At 59.1% G+C, this 16,610-nt stretch carries 14 protein-coding genes; 4 read left to right on the top strand and 10 right to left on the bottom strand.

Translation table 11 applies throughout. The features are described 5' to 3' along the window. Positions 1 to 55: 55 nt before the first annotated feature. Positions 56 to 1,453, bottom strand: a complete 1,398-nt coding sequence (leuC, locus tag MWH26_RS11920) for a 3-isopropylmalate dehydratase large subunit (protein WP_247974467.1) — start codon at positions 1,451 to 1,453, stop codon at positions 56 to 58. Positions 1,454 to 1,733: 280 nt separating this feature from the next. Continuing rightward, a complete protein-coding gene (locus MWH26_RS11915; RefSeq protein ID WP_247974466.1) occupies positions 1,734 to 2,900 on the bottom strand; it encodes a 2-isopropylmalate synthase in 1,167 nt (388 codons plus the stop codon). A gap of 589 nt (positions 2,901 to 3,489) precedes the next feature. On the opposite strand from MWH26_RS11915, the gene MWH26_RS11910 reads away from it, so the two are divergent. Continuing rightward, on the top strand, positions 3,490 to 5,034 hold the full coding sequence (locus MWH26_RS11910) for a hypothetical protein (protein WP_247974465.1): 1,545 nt from the start codon (positions 3,490 to 3,492) through the stop codon (positions 5,032 to 5,034). A 102-nt stretch (positions 5,035 to 5,136) separates the two neighbouring features. Then, entirely contained in the window at positions 5,137 to 7,461 is a 2,325-nt protein-coding gene (locus tag MWH26_RS11905) for a GH92 family glycosyl hydrolase (RefSeq protein ID WP_247977090.1), read from the top strand. A gap of 293 nt (positions 7,462 to 7,754) precedes the next feature. Here MWH26_RS11905 and MWH26_RS11900 read toward each other — a convergent pair whose 3' ends face one another. Next, positions 7,755 to 8,627, bottom strand: coding sequence for a hypothetical protein (locus MWH26_RS11900; RefSeq protein WP_247974464.1), 873 nt, complete (start codon positions 8,625 to 8,627; stop codon positions 7,755 to 7,757). Positions 8,628 to 8,638: 11 nt separating this feature from the next. Further along, complete coding sequence (locus tag MWH26_RS11895) at positions 8,639 to 9,100, bottom strand: ABA4-like family protein (RefSeq protein ID WP_244696834.1); 462 nt, start codon at positions 9,098 to 9,100, stop codon at positions 8,639 to 8,641. Positions 9,101 to 9,306: 206 nt separating this feature from the next. On the opposite strand from MWH26_RS11895, the gene MWH26_RS11890 reads away from it, so the two are divergent. Further along, positions 9,307 to 9,963 (top strand): hypothetical protein, encoded by a 657-nt coding sequence (locus tag MWH26_RS11890; RefSeq protein ID WP_247974463.1) that lies wholly within the window; start codon positions 9,307 to 9,309, stop codon positions 9,961 to 9,963. A 110-nt stretch (positions 9,964 to 10,073) separates the two neighbouring features. Here the strand turns inward: MWH26_RS11890 and MWH26_RS11885 are convergent, their stop codons facing one another. The 4 genes from MWH26_RS11885 to MWH26_RS11870 form a co-directional block, all read right to left on the bottom strand. After that, entirely contained in the window at positions 10,074 to 10,505 is a 432-nt protein-coding gene (locus MWH26_RS11885) for a hypothetical protein (RefSeq protein ID WP_247974462.1), read from the bottom strand. Positions 10,506 to 10,717: 212 nt separating this feature from the next. After that, positions 10,718 to 12,895 carry a dipeptidyl-peptidase 3 family protein gene (locus tag MWH26_RS11880; RefSeq protein ID WP_247974461.1) on the bottom strand — a complete coding sequence of 726 codons (2,178 nt, stop codon included), beginning with the start codon at positions 12,893 to 12,895 and terminating at the stop codon, positions 10,718 to 10,720. Positions 12,896 to 13,188: 293 nt separating this feature from the next. Then, complete coding sequence (locus tag MWH26_RS11875; protein ID WP_247974460.1) at positions 13,189 to 14,301, bottom strand: AMP-binding protein; 1,113 nt, start codon at positions 14,299 to 14,301, stop codon at positions 13,189 to 13,191. Positions 14,302 to 14,346: 45 nt separating this feature from the next. After that, complete coding sequence (locus tag MWH26_RS11870) at positions 14,347 to 14,796, bottom strand: hypothetical protein (protein WP_247974459.1); 450 nt, start codon at positions 14,794 to 14,796, stop codon at positions 14,347 to 14,349. Between the two features lie 180 nt (positions 14,797 to 14,976). Here MWH26_RS11870 and MWH26_RS11865 point away from each other — a divergent pair, with 180 nt between their 5' ends. Then, positions 14,977 to 15,198, top strand: coding sequence for a hypothetical protein (locus tag MWH26_RS11865; RefSeq protein ID WP_244696828.1), 222 nt, complete (start codon positions 14,977 to 14,979; stop codon positions 15,196 to 15,198). Positions 15,199 to 15,388: 190 nt separating this feature from the next. Here MWH26_RS11865 and MWH26_RS11860 read toward each other — a convergent pair whose 3' ends face one another. Beyond that, positions 15,389 to 15,910: a hypothetical protein gene (locus MWH26_RS11860; RefSeq protein WP_247974458.1), complete on the bottom strand. Its 522-nt coding sequence runs from the start codon at positions 15,908 to 15,910 to the stop codon at positions 15,389 to 15,391. Between the two features lie 254 nt (positions 15,911 to 16,164). Beyond that, the gene (locus MWH26_RS11855) at positions 16,165 to 16,530 is read right to left on the bottom strand and encodes a DUF6370 family protein (protein WP_247974457.1); all 366 of its coding nucleotides are present in this window, start codon (positions 16,528 to 16,530) and stop codon (positions 16,165 to 16,167) included. Positions 16,531 to 16,610: the final 80 nt, after the last annotated feature.

Below are 16,610 nucleotides of genomic sequence, written 5' to 3'. Positions count from 1 at the left end.
GTTGCCTAAGTAATCTAAGCCCCTCCCCATCGGGGAGGGGTTGGGGTGGGGTTACCTAGTTCACATACTGCGTGATGTCCACCAAGCGGCCTTCCACGGCGGTAATGGCGGCTACCAGGGGGCTGGCCAGCAAGGTGCGGGCGCCGGGTCCCTGGCGACCTTCGAAGTTGCGGTTGGAGGTGGACACGCAGTAGGCGCCGGCCGGAATCTTGTCGTCGTTCATGGCCAGGCAGGCGCTGCAGCCGGGCTCGCGCAGCTCGAAGCCCGCGTCGGCCAGGACCTTGTCGAGGCCCTCGGCAATGGCTTGCTGCTCTACCTGCTTAGAGCCGGGCACGATGATGGCCTCCACGTGAGCGGCCTTCTGCTTGCCCCGCACGTAGGCCGCTACCGTGCGCAAATCCTCAATGCGCGAGTTGGTGCAGCTGCCAATGAACACGTAGTTGATTTCTTTGCCCAGCAGCGACTCGCCCGGCTGGAAGCCCATGTAGCGCAACGACTTATCGAAACTGGTGGCCTCGCTACCCCCGTTGAGCACCGGAATGTTGGCCGAGAGTGGAATGCCCATGCCAGGGTTGGTGCCGTAGGTTATCATGGGCTGAGTGGCTGCGGCGTCGAACTGCAACTCGGCGTCGAACACGGCATCTTCGTCGGAAAACAGCGTCTGCCAGTACTCCACGGCCCGGTTCCAGTTCTCGCCCCGAGGCGCGAAGCGGCGGCCTTGCAGGTAGCGGAATGTGGTAGCGTCGGGGGCGATGAGGCCGCCGCGGGCCCCCATCTCAATGCTCATGTTGCAGACCGTCATGCGGCCTTCCATGCTCAGGCCCCGAATGGCGCTGCCGGCGTACTCCACGAAGTAGCCCGTCGCCCCGCCGGTGCCGAGTTGGGATATCACATACAGAATCAAGTCCTTGGCCGTTACACCGGGCTGCAGGTCGCCGTCCAGGGTGATGCGCATGCGCTTGGGCTTGTCGAGCAGCAGGCACTGCGAGGCCATTACCTGCGTCACCTGACTGGTGCCAATGCCAAAGGCAATAGTGCCAAACGCGCCGTGGGTAGAAGTATGGCTGTCGCCGCACACCATGGTTAGGCCCGGTTGCGTGATGCCCAGCTCCGGCCCGATTACGTGCACAATGCCCTGGTACTGGTGGCCCAGACCGTACAGTTCTACCCCAAACTTGGCGCAGTTCTCCGTGAGCTTATCTACCTGGGAGCGGGAAAGCGGGTCCTGAATCGGTTGGTTTTGGTGGCGCGTGGGTACGTTGTGGTCGGCGGTGGCTACAATCTGCTCCGGGCGGCGCAGGGTCAGGCCGCGGGTCGTCAGTTCCTCAAACGCCTGCGGGCTCGTGACTTCGTGAATCAAGTGGCGGTCGATGTAAAACACGGTGAGGCCACCGGCTACTTCGCGCACCACATGCGCATCCCAGATTTTATCGAATAAGGTTTTGGATGACATGGGAGAGGGGTGGGGCTTCTTAACAGAACGATATAGAGACGCGACACTTTGCGTCTCTATCATTGCTGATGTTGTTTAGGTTGTCCTTCCGACGCAGGAAGAATCTGGGTGAAATCGTTAGGAGTTTACCCCAGATTCCTCCTGCGTCGGAAGGACAGCTGAGGCTAGTCGTTCTACTACCATTCGTTCTGACGCCGAGACGCGGAGTGTCGCGTCTCTACAACCGTTTTGGCGTTAGCAAGCGAGGTCCTGCGCTCTGCTCAGGATGACAGAGACGTGTTTACCCAACGGCAACCAGTTGCTCCTGCTCTACCATCACGTGCAAGTCCTCGTCTACCACTTCCTTTTGGCGGTCGGCGAGGACGAGGAAGGAGGCGTAGGCCTTGTTGAGGGCGGTGCGGTCGAAGTCGTAGCCGATTTTCTGGAGGCGGTAGGCTAGGGCGGCGCGGCCGGAGCGGGCCGTCAGCACAATGGCCGAATCGGGCATACCTACTTCGCGCGGGTCGATGATTTCGTAGGTTTCGCGGTGCTTGATGACGCCGTCCTGGTGGATGCCGCTGGAGTGCGAAAACGCGTTGGCGCCCACAATGGCCTTGTTCGGCTGCACCGGCATGGACATGAGGTGGGACACCATAGCCGAGGTTTCGGCGAGTAGCTTGGTGTTGATGCCCGTCTCGAAATTGAGGTAGGGATGCTGGCGCAGGACCATCACAGCTTCTTCCAGGGCCGTGTTGCCGGCCCGCTCGCCTACCCCGTTAATGGTGCACTCTACCTGCCGGGCGCCGCCCAGCACGCCCGCAATGGAGTTAGCCGTGGCCATGCCCAAATCATTATGACAATGGGTAGACAAGCGCACGTGCTCAATGCCGCGCACGTTGTCGGCCAGGTACTTGATTTTGGCGCCGTACTCACTCGGCAGGCAGTAGCCGGTGGTATCGGGAATGTTGAGCACGGTAGCGCCGGCCCGGATGGCAGCCTCGCAGACGCGGGCTAGAAATTCGTTGTCGGTGCGACCGGCGTCCTCGGCGTAAAACTCCACGTCCTCCACAAAGGACTTGGCCAGTTTCACGGCCGCTACGGCTCGTTCCAGCACTTTCTCGGGGGTAGTGCAAAGCTTGAACCGAATGTGCGACTCCGACGTGCCGATGCCCGTGTGAATGCGCGGGTACTTGGCTGATTTCAAGGCCTCGGCGGCCGTGACGATGTCGTTTTCCACGGCCCGTGAGAGGCCACACACGGTAGCGTAGCGCGTTTGGGCCGCAATGGCCGCCACCGCTGCAAAGTCGCCGGGACTCGACACCGGAAAACCGGCCTCAATCACATCCACGCCGAGTAGCTCGAGCTGGCGGGCAATCAGCAGTTTCTCGTCCCGGTTCAGCTTGCAGCCCGGCACCTGTTCCCCGTCGCGCAGGGTCGTGTCGAAGATGTGGATTTTTTGCGTGGCCATGTCGTGCGGGTTCAGTCAGCGAAAAATGCTGCCCGCAAGTACATGGCCTCGGCGTGTCAGGAAAAACGAATTGCCGGTAGGCTTACTATTTCTAATGGGTGTATTTTGAAGTGTAACTAATTGATAATCATAATGAAATGTCTTATCGAAATACGATGACCAAATGCCTGAAAGCATATTCGCTTAGCCGTAGAGGGAACTTGCTTGGCTAACGACTAACGTAAAATCTCTTATCTACACTGCTTCAGCCTGTCGTTTGGAGGCGGCAAGAATTGCAGCAGGTTTACGGGTTAGAAGGTGGAAAAGTGCTGGAGCCTCTCATCTTTACGACCTCATGCTAAGCACTACCTCGCGTAGGCAGTCAGGGCTTTCACATCATATAACGGCTTCATTCAGAGGTTAGTAGCTCGTTCGCACGGTCTGGTTAGTAGCACAACGTCAGCTGCCGAGCTGCTGCGTTGCGCTCGGCATGGCAGTCTTGGTACTAACTACTTACAACTTCCAGTAACCGAACCTTCTTACCTCTACCAGTTGCTATTTGTGTAATTAAGTAAGTTACAATCAAGAATTTGACTGTAGAACAACCACAATGCCTAACGAAAGTACCGACCCGGTTTTTCAGCTTATCAAAACCCTGACCCGCACCGAAAAGCGGCACTTCCGCCTGTTTGCCAACCGCCAGGGCTCCACTGATGGGCTAAAGTTTCTGCAGCTGTTCGACGCCCTGGAAGGGCAGCTGCGCTACGATGAGGAGCGGATACTGACCCAGGTGCCGGCCATCAAAAAAGTACAAATAGCCAACCTCAAAGCCAACCTGTACCGGCAGTTGCTGGCCAGTTTGCGCATGTACCACGCCGGCCACCACCTCGATATTCAGCTCCACGAGCAGCTCGATTATGCCCGCGTGCTCTACAACCGCGGCTTGTACCAGCAGAGCCTGCGCATGCTGGAAAAGGTGAAGGCCACCGCCCAGCAGGCCGAAATGAAGCACATAGTGCTGCTGGTGCTAGATTTTGAGAAGCTGATTGAAGGCCAGTACATTACCCGCAGCCTGCGCGGCCGGGCCCGGGAGCTGTCGGATGAGGCCACGGACACGGTGCGGCACGTGGCGCGCGAGCATGAGCTGTCGAACCTGGCTTTGCGCATGTATGGGCGCTACCTCAAAATCGGGCACACCCGCAACCAGCAGGACCACGACAACATCACGGCTTATTTCCGGGCGGGGCTACCCATGCTGGACCCCCGGCAGGCCGGTTTCTTTGAGCAGCTGTACTACTATCAGGCCCACGTCTGGTACTACACCATCACCCAGAATTTCCGCCTGTGTTTTCGCTACGCCCAGAAGTGGGTAGACCTGTTCGAAGAGAACCCACTGATGCGCGAACAGCAGGCCATGCTCTACATCAAAGGCCTACACAATCTGCTGATTACGGCGCACAACCTGCTGTACTATAGCAAGTTCGAGCAGGTGCTAGCCCAGTTGGAAGCCTACGCCGCCGACCCCGATCGGCGCACCAGCCCCAACATTGACATGCTGCTGTTTCTGTACATCTACACCAACCGGCTCAATGGGTATTTCATGCGCGGACAGTTCACGGAAGGCCTTACCATAATTCCGGAACTGCTGGAAAAGCTGGACTATTTCCGCCTGCAGCTCGACTCGCACCGACGCTTGGTATTCTACTACAAAATTGCCAGCCTCTACTTCGGCAGCGGGCAGCCCGACAAAGCCATTGAGTACCTTAACAAGGTCATTTATTTCAAGGAAGCCAGCCTGCGCGAAGACATTCAGTGCTTTGCCCGCATCCTCAACCTGATTGCCCACTACGAGGCCGGCCGCGACGAGGCCCTGGACTACCAGATTCGCTCGGTGTACCGCTTCCTGGGTAAAATGAACGACCAGCAGCAGATGCAGGAGGCCATCTTCCAGTTCCTGCGTACCCTCGGCGACGTAGCCCCTTTCCAGCTGAAAGACGCTTTTGTGAAGCTCAAAAACCACCTCATCCGCATTGCCGAAAACCCCTACGAGCGCCGGCCCTTTCTCTACCTCGACATCATTTCTTGGCTGGAAAGCAAGATTGAAAACGTACCCGTGCAGGAAGTTATCCGGCGGAAATTCAAACAGTTGAAATAGAACAATATCAGGGGAGAAGGCTACCTGCTTTCCTGCTACCAAAGTTGCCGGAGTTGGCGTAGATTGGCCGCGAGCTACCTCTACCCTTGCGCCTTGCCTTCTATGGTTAACTTCTCCGCTGCCCGCCTGGCTTATCGTTGGATAGTATTCGCTGCTGGGCTGCTGGCCCCCGGCGCGGTGCGGGCACAGGAGCCCGCGGGACCTGCCGATGTGGTGCAGTGGGTGAATCCGCTGATGGGTACTGACTCCAAGCCCGAGCTGTCCAACGGCAACACCTACCCGGCCATTGCCCTGCCCTGGGGCATGAACTTCTGGATGCCGCAAACCGGCAAAATGGGCAGCGGCTGGGCTTACCAGTACAGCGCCGACAAAATCAGGGGGTTCAAGCAGACCCACCAGCCCTCACCCTGGATGAACGACTACGGGCAGTTTGCCCTCATGCCCATCACCGGGAAGCGGCGTTTCGAGGAGGATGCCCGGGCCAGCTGGTTTACCCACAAGGCCGAAACCGCCACGCCCTACTACTACCGCGTGTACCTGGCCGACCACGACGTAACCACGGAAATTGCCCCCACGGAACGCGCGGCCCGCTTCCGCTTCACCTTCCCACGCACCGACAGCGCCTATGTGGTACTGGACGCCCTGGACAAAGGCTCGTACGTGAAGCTGCTACCCCAGCAGAACAAGATTATCGGGTACACTACCCGCAACAGCAAGGGCGTCCCGGCGAACTTCAAGAATTACTTTGTGCTGGAGTTCGACCATCCCTTCACCAGCACAGCCATCTATCAGGATAAGCAGTTGAATGTGAACAGCCTGGAAGCGCAGGCCAACCACACGGGCGCCGTAGTAGGCTTCCGGACGCGCAAGGGCGAGCAGGTGAACGTGCGCGTGGCCTCGTCCTTTATCAGCCCCGAGCAGGCAGAAATCAACCTGCGCGAAATTGGAGCCGATGATTTCGAGGCCGTGAAGCAAAAAGCCCGGCAGGCCTGGAATCAGCAGCTCGGCCGCATACAGGTGGAGGGCGGCACCGATGACCAGTTGCGCACGTTTTACTCGTGCCTGTACCGCTCCCTGCTGTTCCCGCGCAAGTTTTACGAGCTAGATGCCGCCGGCAAGCCCGTGCATTACAGTCCCTACAACGGGCAGGTGCTACCCGGCTACCTCTACACCGATACGGGCTTCTGGGACACGTTCCGGGCCCTGTTTCCCTTTCTGAACCTGATGTACCCGAGCGTGAATGCCCAGGTGCAGGAAGGGCTGGTGAATGCCTACCTGGAAGGTGGCTGGCTGCCAGAGTGGGGCAGCCCCGGCTACCGCAACGTAATGATTGGCAATAACTCAGCCTCGGTGGTAGCGGATGCCTACCTGAAAGGCGGGCGCGGCTACGACATCAACAAGCTGTATGAGGCCCTGGTGCACGGGGCCAACAACGCCGGCCCGCTGACGGCGGTGGGCCGGGCTGGCGTGGACTATTATAATAAGCTAGGCTACGTGCCCTACGATGTGAAAATCAACGAAAACGCGGCCCGCACCTTGGAATACGCCTACGACGACTTCACGATATACCAGCTGGCCAAAGCCCTGGGCCGCCCCCAAAAGGAAATCAACCTCTACGCCCAGCGCAGCCAGAACTACCGCAACTTATTCGATAAAGAAACCGGCTTAATGCGTGGCAAAAACCAGAACGGCAAGTTTCAGACGCCCTTCAACCCCTTTAAATGGGGCGATGCTTTCACGGAGGGCAACAGCTGGCACTACACCTGGTCGGTGTTTCATGACGTGCAGGGCCTGATGGATCTGATGGGCGGCCGCAAGCCCTTCGTGGCAACCCTGGACACGGTATTTACTTTGGCGCCGGTGTTTGATGAGTCATACTATGGGGAGGTGATTCACGAGATTCGGGAAATGCAGATTGCCAACATGGGCAACTACGCCCACGGCAACCAGCCCATTCAGCACATGGTCTACCTCTACAACTACGCCGGACAGCCCTGGAAAGCGCAGTACTGGGCGCGCGAGGTGCTCAACCGCCTTTACCAGCCCACCCCCGACGGCTACTGCGGCGACGAGGACAACGGCCAGACCTCCGCCTGGTACGTGTTTTCGGCCCTGGGTTTCTACCCCGTCTGCCCCGGCACCGACCAATACGTGCTGGGCGCGCCGCTCTTTAAAAAGGTAACGCTGCAGCTGGAAAACGGTAAGCAGGTAGTGCTCAGCGCGCCTAACAACAGCGCCGATAACCGCTACATCCGCGGCCTGCAGGTTAATGGCCAGGACCATAATTACAACTGGCTCAGCCACCAGGCCCTGATGCAAGGCGCTACCCTCAATTTCGACATGGCCCCCACGCCCGCCACCACCCGGGGCACTACCCCGGAAGCCGCGCCGTATTCCTTTAGCAAGCCCCAAAAGGGGCGAAAGTAGGAAGTGAGGCAAGTGTAGCTCAGGCCCCATTGGGTAGGCCAGCCGAACTTAGGTTCCGTAGGCAATAACCAAAAAGCACGTCATGCTGAGCCCTGCGAAGCATCTCCACTGCTTTACTAGAACGTCGTGTTGAGCTTGTCGAGACATCTCGCGTGCTGACGTTGCCAAACTTGCGTCACACTTCGACAAGCGGACGCTAGATCAGGCATGACGTTCATTTATTGTACTCCCAGCGCCTACAAGCGAGCATTTAGCTACCGTTGAGAAGAGTGTGCCGTTACGTTGGGGGCACTTTAGAAATGTATTTTAAGCAGCGGAGTGCCGTGCAGCGCCTGCACGAACAGCCAGCCCACGGCCCCGGCGTACAGCGCGGCGCCCAGCCAGGTTAGGACCACGGCCTGCCGGGGGCGCCACTTGCTGCCAGCCCAGCCCAGCAGCGGCACCACTTGCAGGGAGTGCAGGCCCAGGAAGTGAGCAATGCGCAGGTCGCCGGCGCGGGTGCTCCAGCCGAGGCCAGGTAGGCCGGGGCCACCATCGGGGGCGCCTACCGTGTGCTGGTTTAAGTGAATCATCATGCCGCCTAGCAGGCTCCCGAGCAGGAACAGCAGCAATCCCAGCCGCACGCCCCACACGTAGCCCGCCGGACCATGCGGGCGGTGCCGCCACACCAAGTACACGGCCCACATAGTGAGGATGGTGTTCAGCATGATGAAGACCCCCATCAGGTTAAAAACCAGCATATCGAAGCCACTATCAATGTTGTAGTGGGAGGTAGTGCCGCGGGCCGCCTGCGTTACAATGCATACCATTTCAACCACCATGCTCAGGCCTACCCCCCAGCTAATGCGTCGCACTGACTTTTGCGCCGCAGCCGGCAAATCGGCCAGCAGCCAAGCCAGAGTCCAGAGGTAGAGCAGCCCCGATAGGGCAAACTTGGCCGGCTTTATCCACACCAAGTGGCCAGTAACCACGCGCTGGTCGAGGGGAAGCAGTGCCAGTGCCAGCACCAGCAGAGCCACGTGCCCCCAGCCCGCCCAGGACAGCACCGGATTAACGCGGTGCAATACGCGCAGCCAATCGGCCACGAAGGCCACCGGTGAGGAGAAGCCGTTGGCGGGCTGAGAAGTTGAGGTTGAAGCTGTTTTCAGAGGTAGGGTGGCAGACATAGGTACAGGAGTTAGCGGGTAGCACCAGAAACCGAATCCGAAACGTGGCGGCCGTAGAAGCGCCGCACCAAGGAGTAAAGCAGCAGCCCCACCGGGCCAAACAGGAAAGTAAGGAGCAGGCACGGCACCAGCAGCCAGTGTGGCACGCCGCGCCGCCGGGCATCCAGGCTTTCCCAGATGCCCAGGCTCAAATCGAAGCAGAGGTAGTGAAGCCAGCCGGCCAGCAGTGCCCACGGGTCTTGGAACAAAGCTGCTACCTCGGTTAGAGAGCTGAAGCCGCCCTGGCCCGCCTGCGGACTCAGGTAGTGACTACCAATCAGCAGAGCATAGGCGCCGGCCAGCAGTAGGGGTAGGGCGCCGCTCAGCACAACGGCTTGCGTGAGGCGCCAGCGCGGGGCCAGCACCAGCAGGGCCCAGCCCAGCAGGGCAAGTGGGTTGGCCACGGAAAACAGGAAAGCGGGCGTAAGATGCATGGCAAGAATGAGCTGATGACGCCGTAAACTTGCACGAAAAGCGTGGCCCCACCGCCGCTAAACCGGTCGAAGCAGCTGCCACGGCGGGTGAACCGTAGGCGGTAGCCGGGTGAGCTGAAGCACCGGCATACAACTAAGCCTACCAGAAGGCGTATTTTTGCGTTGTGGAAGCTGTTTGTTTATCCCGTTTACTACCTCTGGCTGGTGTGCTGCTAACGGCCGCGCCGGCCGCTGCGGTTGCCAGTGCGCCCCCCGCCGACGATAGTTCTTTTGTGCGTCAGGCCCACCGCCGCATCGTTTTTCAGTTAGATCAGCGCTTCTCCATCCTGAATGGGAAGATAGTGGGTATCAATGGCGTAAAAGGCGGCGTTGAATGGCGCGGCCGCTGGCGAGCGGGCGTGGGTGTGTACCGCCTCTCGGGTGGGGTACCTACCCGCATTGCCCAACCGGAAGGCACCCCGCCCGGCACCCGCGACGAGGTCCGGTTTCGCTACCTGGCCGGCTACGGCGAATACGTGTTTATCGGCAACCCCCGCTGGGAACTGAGCACGCCGTTGCAGCTCGGGGCCGGCAGCTACTATACCAAATACTACTTCCCCGACGGCGGTGTACGACGCACCAAGAGCCAGGTGCTGTTCCTGCTAGAACCGTCCGTGGGGGCCCACTACCGCATATTCCGCTGGATTGGCGTGGGTGCCGGTGTGGGCTACCGCCAGGTGTGGGCGGCCGGCAAACAACCCGAGGATGAGATGAGCGGCATCATTTTCTTCGGGCGCGTCAAGCTGTTTCTCGGCGACTTAATTAAGGTAGCGCGGGGCCATGAGCGGCTGTTCTCCCAGCACGGGCTAAAGCCTGAAAAATAAGGGCAGTAAACAGAAGTATGTAGTATAAAGAGGATAGTAAAAGCAGCCCGTCATCCGGAGGCGAAAACCTCTGAGTGACGGGCTGCTTTTGCTGCGTGCTGTTTATGGTTTTACCGTGCGCCGGCTACGCCTTTGGCCGATAAGGGCCGGCGCAGCACGTAGCGGCGCACGTATTCGCTGGGCTCCCCTTTGGTGTAGTTGATGGGCTGCTCCAGAATCTGCACAATTTCCCAGCCCCGGCTACCCATGTAATTAAGAGCGCTGATGGTGGTGGCAAATACCTGAATCTTGCCGGCCTCACGCACTACCTGCTCCGAGCCGCCCAGCTTTTCGTAGCCGTAGCCGAAATCCACGTAAATGTCGCCGCTCTTTTCCTTTTCAGGCTTACCAATGTTGACAAAGCCCGTGCGCATCAGCTCACAGAACTCGTAGCGCTCGGCCTCGGCCTGCACCGCTCGGGCGGGTTGCGCCGACTGGGCCTGCACTTGCCCGGCAGTAGCCAGCAGCACGGCTGCCACCAGGGTAGGGAAGAAATTTTTCATGGGGTGATTGGTTGGTAGAGAGGGTTCAGAGTATGTCTTTCGGTTATAAAGCTGACGAAGGAAAGGCGAAGTAGTAGCGCGGCGATTGTTTGCAAAGTACTACCGTGAATGTCCTGCCGACGCAGGAGGAATTGGAGTTAATCATCAAAGGCTAAATTCAGATTCCTCCTGCGTCGGCAGGACAGTTTTGGTTAATTATCAGCTTAAAGAAGCTAGTTGTAATTAGGCAGCAGGCGGTACTGGCGGCCGTATTCTAGCATCTGTTCGGCGAAGTTGGTTGGGTACTCCAGCTTCACGTCCACGATTTTGTCGCCTTGCTTGATGGGCACCAGCCGGGGCTGAATAAACCCGACGTAGGGCGCAATATGCAGCTTTTGGTAACGGGCCAATACTTCCTTGTGCAGGACCGGATCAACCTTTACCCCGTAGGTTTCAATCAGGGCCTTGCCGGCGGCGTAGTCGCCCTCGCTGGTGATGCGCTGCAGCTCCCGCAGCAGCTGCCCGAACAGGCCACGCAGCTTCTCGTAGTCATTGATGCGGAAGTAGGTGTTGCCCTCGCGGGTCACTTTCTCAATGACGTTTTCCTTGCGGCCTTTCTCGAAAACCCACCGGGCGACCATCTGGCGGTTGCGCAAGTGGGCTTCTTCCACCGTCTCGCCGAGTTGCAGGCGCACTAGCTGGGTCAGCAGGCCGTTGCGAATGTAGCTGTCGTACTCCGCCTTGGCTACGTCGGGGGAGGGCACCACGCCCAGCTGCATCAGCTTGGGGTCGGGCAGGTAGTAGAGAGCTACCAGGTCGGCGCGGGCTTCTTCTAGGGCCGAGGCGTAGCTTTTCAGGGTTTCTTTGGGCGTGCCCACGCCCTTATTGATCTGCCCCGAGGCGTGCCCGATTACCTCGTGCATGTCGGTGTGCAACTTGGCGGCCAGCTCCGCGTAGGTGCGGGCCCGCTGCTTTTCGGCTTCGTCCAAGGCAAACTCATCTAGCATGCCGCCTGCTTCGGCCGCGTTGCTGGCCTCCACAATGTTGCCCAGCTGCACCGATTTTGAGCCGTGCTCCTTCCGAATCCAGGTAGCGTTGGGCAGGTTAATCCCGATGGGCGTTTTGGGGGCCGTGGCGCCGGCTTCCACCACCACCGTAATCACCTTGGCCGTGATGCCTACCACGTTTTGCTTGCGGTGCTGGGCCAGAATGGGCGAATGATCCTCGAACCACTGGGCCTCGTTGCCAATGGCTTGAATGCGCTTGGTGGCCTCCAAATCCTTGAACGATACCACCGACTCGTAGGCGGCGCGGTAGCCCAGCGGGTCGCCGTACACCTCAATAAAGCCGTTCACAACGTCCGTCCTCGACTTGGTGTCGTGCACCCAGGCCACGTTGTACTCGTCCCACTTCTTTAGGTCGCCGATTTGGTAGAACTCCACCAGCTTGCGCAGGGCCAGCTCCTGCTCGGGCGTTTCGGCCACGGCGGCGGCCTTGTTGAGCCAGTACACCACCTTGGTCAGGGCCCCGCCGTACATGCCCTCCGTAAACCAGACCCGCTCCACAATACGGCTCTGCTTGTCCTTCACCAGCTTGGAGTTGAGGCCGTAGGATATGGGCTGCGAGTCTTTCTTGTTGATTTTCTTGCGGTAAAAAGCCTCTACTTCCGTCTGGGTCATGCCCTCGTAGTAGTTGGTAGCGGAGGTTTTCACCAGGTCTTTGCCCGCCTCCTGGTTTACCCGCTTAGGGGCCAGGTTGGGGTCGAAGAGGATGGGTTTCAGGGTAGCCAGGAACTTGGTCACCGACTCGCCCGGCTCCAGGGGCAGCTTTTTGGCATCGGTAGCAAATATCAGCTCCCGGAAATACTCGGGCGTGCACTCCGGCACAAACTTGCGCGTGCTGTAGTGGTGGTGAATGCCGTTGCTGAACCATACGCGCTTGGCGTAGGTAGCAAACTTTTCAGCCTGGGCTATTTGCTGCTGGTTGGTGCTGGCGGTACGGCGCTCCTCGTTGGCGGGCCACAAGGCCTCCACGGTGCGGCGCACCCGCAGGTTATGCCGGTAGTTCTGGTCGTAGGTAATGTCGCGCCCACTCAGGGCCGCCTCGTAGAGGTAGTAGAGCAGCTCCTTTTGGCGGGGCTCCAACTCCTCAAAACCGGGTACCTGGTAGCGCAGAATCCGCAGGTCGGCAAACTGCTCCATCACAAGCTGGAAGGCAGGGGTAGCCGGAACTGGCGGGGCCACCGGAGCGGATTCCTCCTGCGCAGCCGCCGCGGCCAGTTGCCCTACGACCTCCGTGGTAGCGCCCGTTACGGCCGTGGTCGGAGTAGTGGTGCGGGAGGTGCTGGCGCAGCCGCTACCTAGCTGAGTCAGGAGCAGAAAAGTAGCCGCCGAAAAACGCGTATGATTCATTGAGTATGTGCAGGGTAGGAATTTGTACAAATCAACGGATAATTTCACATAGCGAAGGTGAAATAGTGAGATGGTGAAATGGTGAGTGAGCGAATAAGTGAGTTTTCCGTGCTGTCATGGTGAGGGCACCAAAGCCATCCGTTCTCTCTTCGTGACCGGCCTAGTAAACAGACAAGCCCTTACTTCCAGCACGGAGGTAAGGGCTTGTCACGTTTGGAAGGGTAGCACGTTGGGCAGGACGGATGGCCACGCTTCGCTCGCCATGACACTTCACTCACTATTTCACCATCTCACTATTTCACCATTTGCAAAGTGTTGCGACGGTCTAGTTTGCCGGAGGGCGTGGCTTGGAACTGGGGCACGAAGACGAATTCTCGGGGCTGTTCGTATTTGTCGAGGCGCTCAGAGAGCAAGGCATGTAGCTGCTGCTGCTGGGCCGCGGCTAACGGCTCGCCCTCTAGAAAGGCCGTTACCTGCTCGCCCAGGCGCTCGTCGGGGCGGCCCGCTATAAAGGCGCGGCACCGCAAGCCCAGCTCCATAAGGGCTACCTCCAGCACCTGTTCCACCTTTTCGGCCTGCACTTTCACGCCACCGCTGTTAATCACGAAATCGGCCCGGCCCAGCCACTCGAAGGTGCGCGCGTCCAGCAGGTTTACCCGGTCGTTGGTGGTGATGAGCTGGTCCTGGGTTACATCGGCCCGGATGGTGAGGCAGCCGCGCTCATCCTGGCCCACGTGTATGCCGGAAAGTACGTGGTAGTAAGGCGTTGCATCAGGGCCGTTGAGGCGGCGCAGGGCAATGTGGGAGGCCGTTTCCGTCATGCCATACGTGAGATATACGGGCACCTGTACCTGCTGAATTTCCTGCTCCAGGCTTTTCTCCACGGCCGCGCCACCTACCAAAATGCCCTTGAGGCGGTTAAGGCGCGGGGCGTGACCGGCGGCCAGCACCGCCCGCAGCTGCAGGGGCACGAAGGAAGTAAAGTCGAATTCGGCGTCGGCTGGCACCAGGGCCAGCGGGTCGGCTTGAGGCTCCACAATAGTCAAGTGCATGCGTCGCTCGAAGCCCCGCACCAGCATCATCAGTCCGCCCACAAATTCGCAGTTCAGGCACACCAGCATCCGGTCGCCGGGGCCCAGGTCGAAGTAGTCGCCGGTGCGGCGGGCAGAGGCTGCCAGCTGCTGGCGCGTCATGGTCACGCGCTGGGGTAGGCCCGTAGAGCCCGAGGTTTGCAGCCCAAACTCCTGGGCCCCATTCAGCCACTGCCGGCAGAAATCCAGCACGCGGGCTTCGTAGCCGTTCAGATCGGTAGGGGAGTTGGCGGGATATTGCTGAATGTCGGCGTAGTGAAATTCGCGCCCATTGAGCAGCAGGGAATCGGGAAGGAGGGCAGAATCAGGGGCCATGCACGAGAAAGTAGGAGAACCAGAAAGAGCCGTATACGCATCTGCTCAGCTAAGCAGCCAGCGTTGGTAGGCTGGGGCGGAGGGGGCGGTAAGAAAGGCCAACACTAGCAGCAGAAACCCATAGGCCGGCAGTTCCAGGGCCCCGCGGCTCAGCGCGTAGGCAAGCAAGAAGGGCAACCCCAGCAAGCCCAGCAAGCTGTTGCGTAGAAAAATCCGGGCCTGGTAGATTCGCATGTTTTCCTCGGCCCGTCGGCGCAGGTTGGGGCGTAGCCGCCGGGCCAGCAGGTACAGCAGCAGCCCAACCACCGGCACCAGAGCTCCCAGCAGCAGCAAGGCCGGCCCGGAAGCTGAGGGTGGTGCCTGCCGAGTGCTCAGCCCTACCTGCTTGCCCATGGCTAGCACCACGCCCACCATTAGCAGGGCTTGCCCGCCGTAGTGCAGCCAGTGCAGGCGCCAGATGCGCCGGATGGCGTGGTGAAATTCCGCATCGGTCATGGGGCGTAACAAGCAAGTAAGACGGATGGCGGGAAAGAAGGCAGGAAGCAATGCCAAAGCTCAGGCACTACCACTTCGGCATACGGAACTACCGCGCACAGGGTAAGAAACCCACGGTGGAGCTTGACTTCTAGTACGTTAAACCTGTATCTTAAACAACGTCACTACCCGCTACCCGCCATGCTACTTGTCGCCCCTGGTCCCTTTGCCCTGGCCCGAACCTTTGTGTTCCGGCGCTACCTCACGTTGCGTAGCCACGTAGTTCGCCCCGTTGCCGCCCCGCCGGTTGTAGATGCGGCTCGCAAGGCCCGTAAGCTGCTGAAGAAGCGCGCAAAGGAGGAACGCCTGCGCAACTTCTTCGGCTGGTGCGAGGGCTGCGGCGCTTACGGCTCAATATTTTAGCGGCTGCCTAGCTGCTCCGCAAGTGCTTATGCAACTGGAATAGTTCAGTTGAGCAAGGGAGCCTGAATCAGGTAGCGTGTTTCTGGCTTTCGTCAACCAGCCTGCCGGGTGGCGCCGCCGACTGTGCGTGACGTTTTTCTTCGGCTATGCGAACAGCTTGAGGAGTAAAGTTTTGCGAGGCTGTGAGGCCTTATGTTGCGGCAATCATGGTGGTTACGGCCGACGACATCATGGTCATGTAGTAGTTGGCGCAGTGCAGGACGGTAAGCAACAGCAGGGCTTTGGAGTCGGAAGCCTCAAACTCCTCCGTGGTGGTAAACGTGTAGTTGTAGTTGAACTTGCTCCACTCAAAATCGGGCTTTACTACCAGTAGCTCCTGCTCGTTGCGGCCGCGTAGCACGTACTCGCTTTTGAGCATGCTCTTGGTTTTGAAGACGAAGGCGTGGCTGCTGTCATTGAGCTTGGACTTGAGGATGATGTTGCCATCCCAATTCATTTTAAAATTCAGCAGCACCTTGTCGTGGTCTTTCAACTCAATGGTAGTACCCCAAAATCCTTTGGGCTCTAGCTGAAACGCGGAGCCATCGGCCAGGGTAGCAACAGCCTTAAAGGAAAACCATTCGCTGTAGTGCAGGGCTCCTAAAGCGGTGCCATCAGCGGCCAGTAACTCAAAATCTCTCGTGCCGTTGGCTAGTATCCGGTACGCTGCCATAGTTCTTGGAAATACCTGTTAGTAGACCGCTCGCAGCATTTGCGGAGGTGAAAATGATGGCGCATTTGCGCCCCGCCAATATAGTGGGTAGCACGTAACGGAAACCTGCTTCAACGAAGATTCTCACGCGGAGCCCGCACAAAAAAGCCCACCCGAAAAATCGGGCGGGCACTGCGTTAAATGCTGAGTAGTGTAGGAAGCTGGGACCACCCGGCTTGTTGCCGAAGTGTGGTTTTACGTGCTCTGAAGGCCTGCTACTTGCCTTGGGCTGGCTGGTCTGGCAGCAGCTTGAAGTAGGTGGCTTTAAAGCGGTTGTCTACTACCTCGCCCTGCACCTCTGCCTTCCGGATGGCCTGACAGAAACCGTCCTTGGCGTGGGCGTCCCCGTGCGAGTCGATGGTGGTGCCGTCCACGAAATAGGCTTTGCCATCTAGGCGCACGGCCAAATCACAGCTTTTGCCCGGCAGGCCCAGTCGGCACTGCCCGCAGGAGGCCTCCACCACCCGCACTTCCTTGGCCTTATCGGGGGGAGCAGCACTCGTAGCCGGCGGGGTCGACTGGGCCTGCGCGGTGCAGATGGCGGTAAAGCTCAGTAACAGCAGAAGCAGGGCAGATTTCATACGGCTTCAAGTAAGACAGGAGAGATACGGCAATATAGCCAGCCGAGGGCAAAAGCAAGTAAAGCAACACGGCCCGCATC

Source organism: Hymenobacter sublimis (assembly GCF_023101345.1).
GTDB classification, from domain to species: domain Bacteria; phylum Bacteroidota; class Bacteroidia; order Cytophagales; family Hymenobacteraceae; genus Hymenobacter; species Hymenobacter sublimis.
Note: the sequence above shows the minus strand (reverse complement) of the source record. Positions and strands in the feature narration are given on the sequence as shown.

What these genes read in the sequence shown, in the direction of transcription:
- leuC (WP_247974467.1), bottom strand. Translation starts at nt 1,453, where the DNA reads ATGTCATCCAAAACCTTATTCGATAAAATCTGGGATGCGCATGTGGTG.
- MWH26_RS11915 (WP_247974466.1), bottom strand. Translation starts at nt 2,900, where the DNA reads ATGGCCACGCAAAAAATCCACATCTTCGACACGACCCTGCGCGACGGG.
- MWH26_RS11910 (WP_247974465.1), top strand. Translation starts at nt 3,490, where the DNA reads ATGCCTAACGAAAGTACCGACCCGGTTTTTCAGCTTATCAAAACCCTG.
- MWH26_RS11905 (WP_247977090.1), top strand. Translation starts at nt 5,137, where the DNA reads ATGGTTAACTTCTCCGCTGCCCGCCTGGCTTATCGTTGGATAGTATTC.
- MWH26_RS11900 (WP_247974464.1), bottom strand. Translation starts at nt 8,627, where the DNA reads ATGTCTGCCACCCTACCTCTGAAAACAGCTTCAACCTCAACTTCTCAG.
- MWH26_RS11895 (WP_244696834.1), bottom strand. Translation starts at nt 9,100, where the DNA reads ATGCATCTTACGCCCGCTTTCCTGTTTTCCGTGGCCAACCCACTTGCC.
- MWH26_RS11885 (WP_247974462.1), bottom strand. Translation starts at nt 10,505, where the DNA reads ATGAAAAATTTCTTCCCTACCCTGGTGGCAGCCGTGCTGCTGGCTACT.
- MWH26_RS11880 (WP_247974461.1), bottom strand. Translation starts at nt 12,895, where the DNA reads ATGAATCATACGCGTTTTTCGGCGGCTACTTTTCTGCTCCTGACTCAG.
- MWH26_RS11875 (WP_247974460.1), bottom strand. Translation starts at nt 14,301, where the DNA reads ATGGCCCCTGATTCTGCCCTCCTTCCCGATTCCCTGCTGCTCAATGGG.
- MWH26_RS11870 (WP_247974459.1), bottom strand. Translation starts at nt 14,796, where the DNA reads ATGACCGATGCGGAATTTCACCACGCCATCCGGCGCATCTGGCGCCTG.
- MWH26_RS11865 (WP_244696828.1), top strand. Translation starts at nt 14,977, where the DNA reads ATGCTACTTGTCGCCCCTGGTCCCTTTGCCCTGGCCCGAACCTTTGTG.
- MWH26_RS11860 (WP_247974458.1), bottom strand. Translation starts at nt 15,910, where the DNA reads ATGGCAGCGTACCGGATACTAGCCAACGGCACGAGAGATTTTGAGTTA.
- MWH26_RS11855 (WP_247974457.1), bottom strand. Translation starts at nt 16,530, where the DNA reads ATGAAATCTGCCCTGCTTCTGCTGTTACTGAGCTTTACCGCCATCTGC.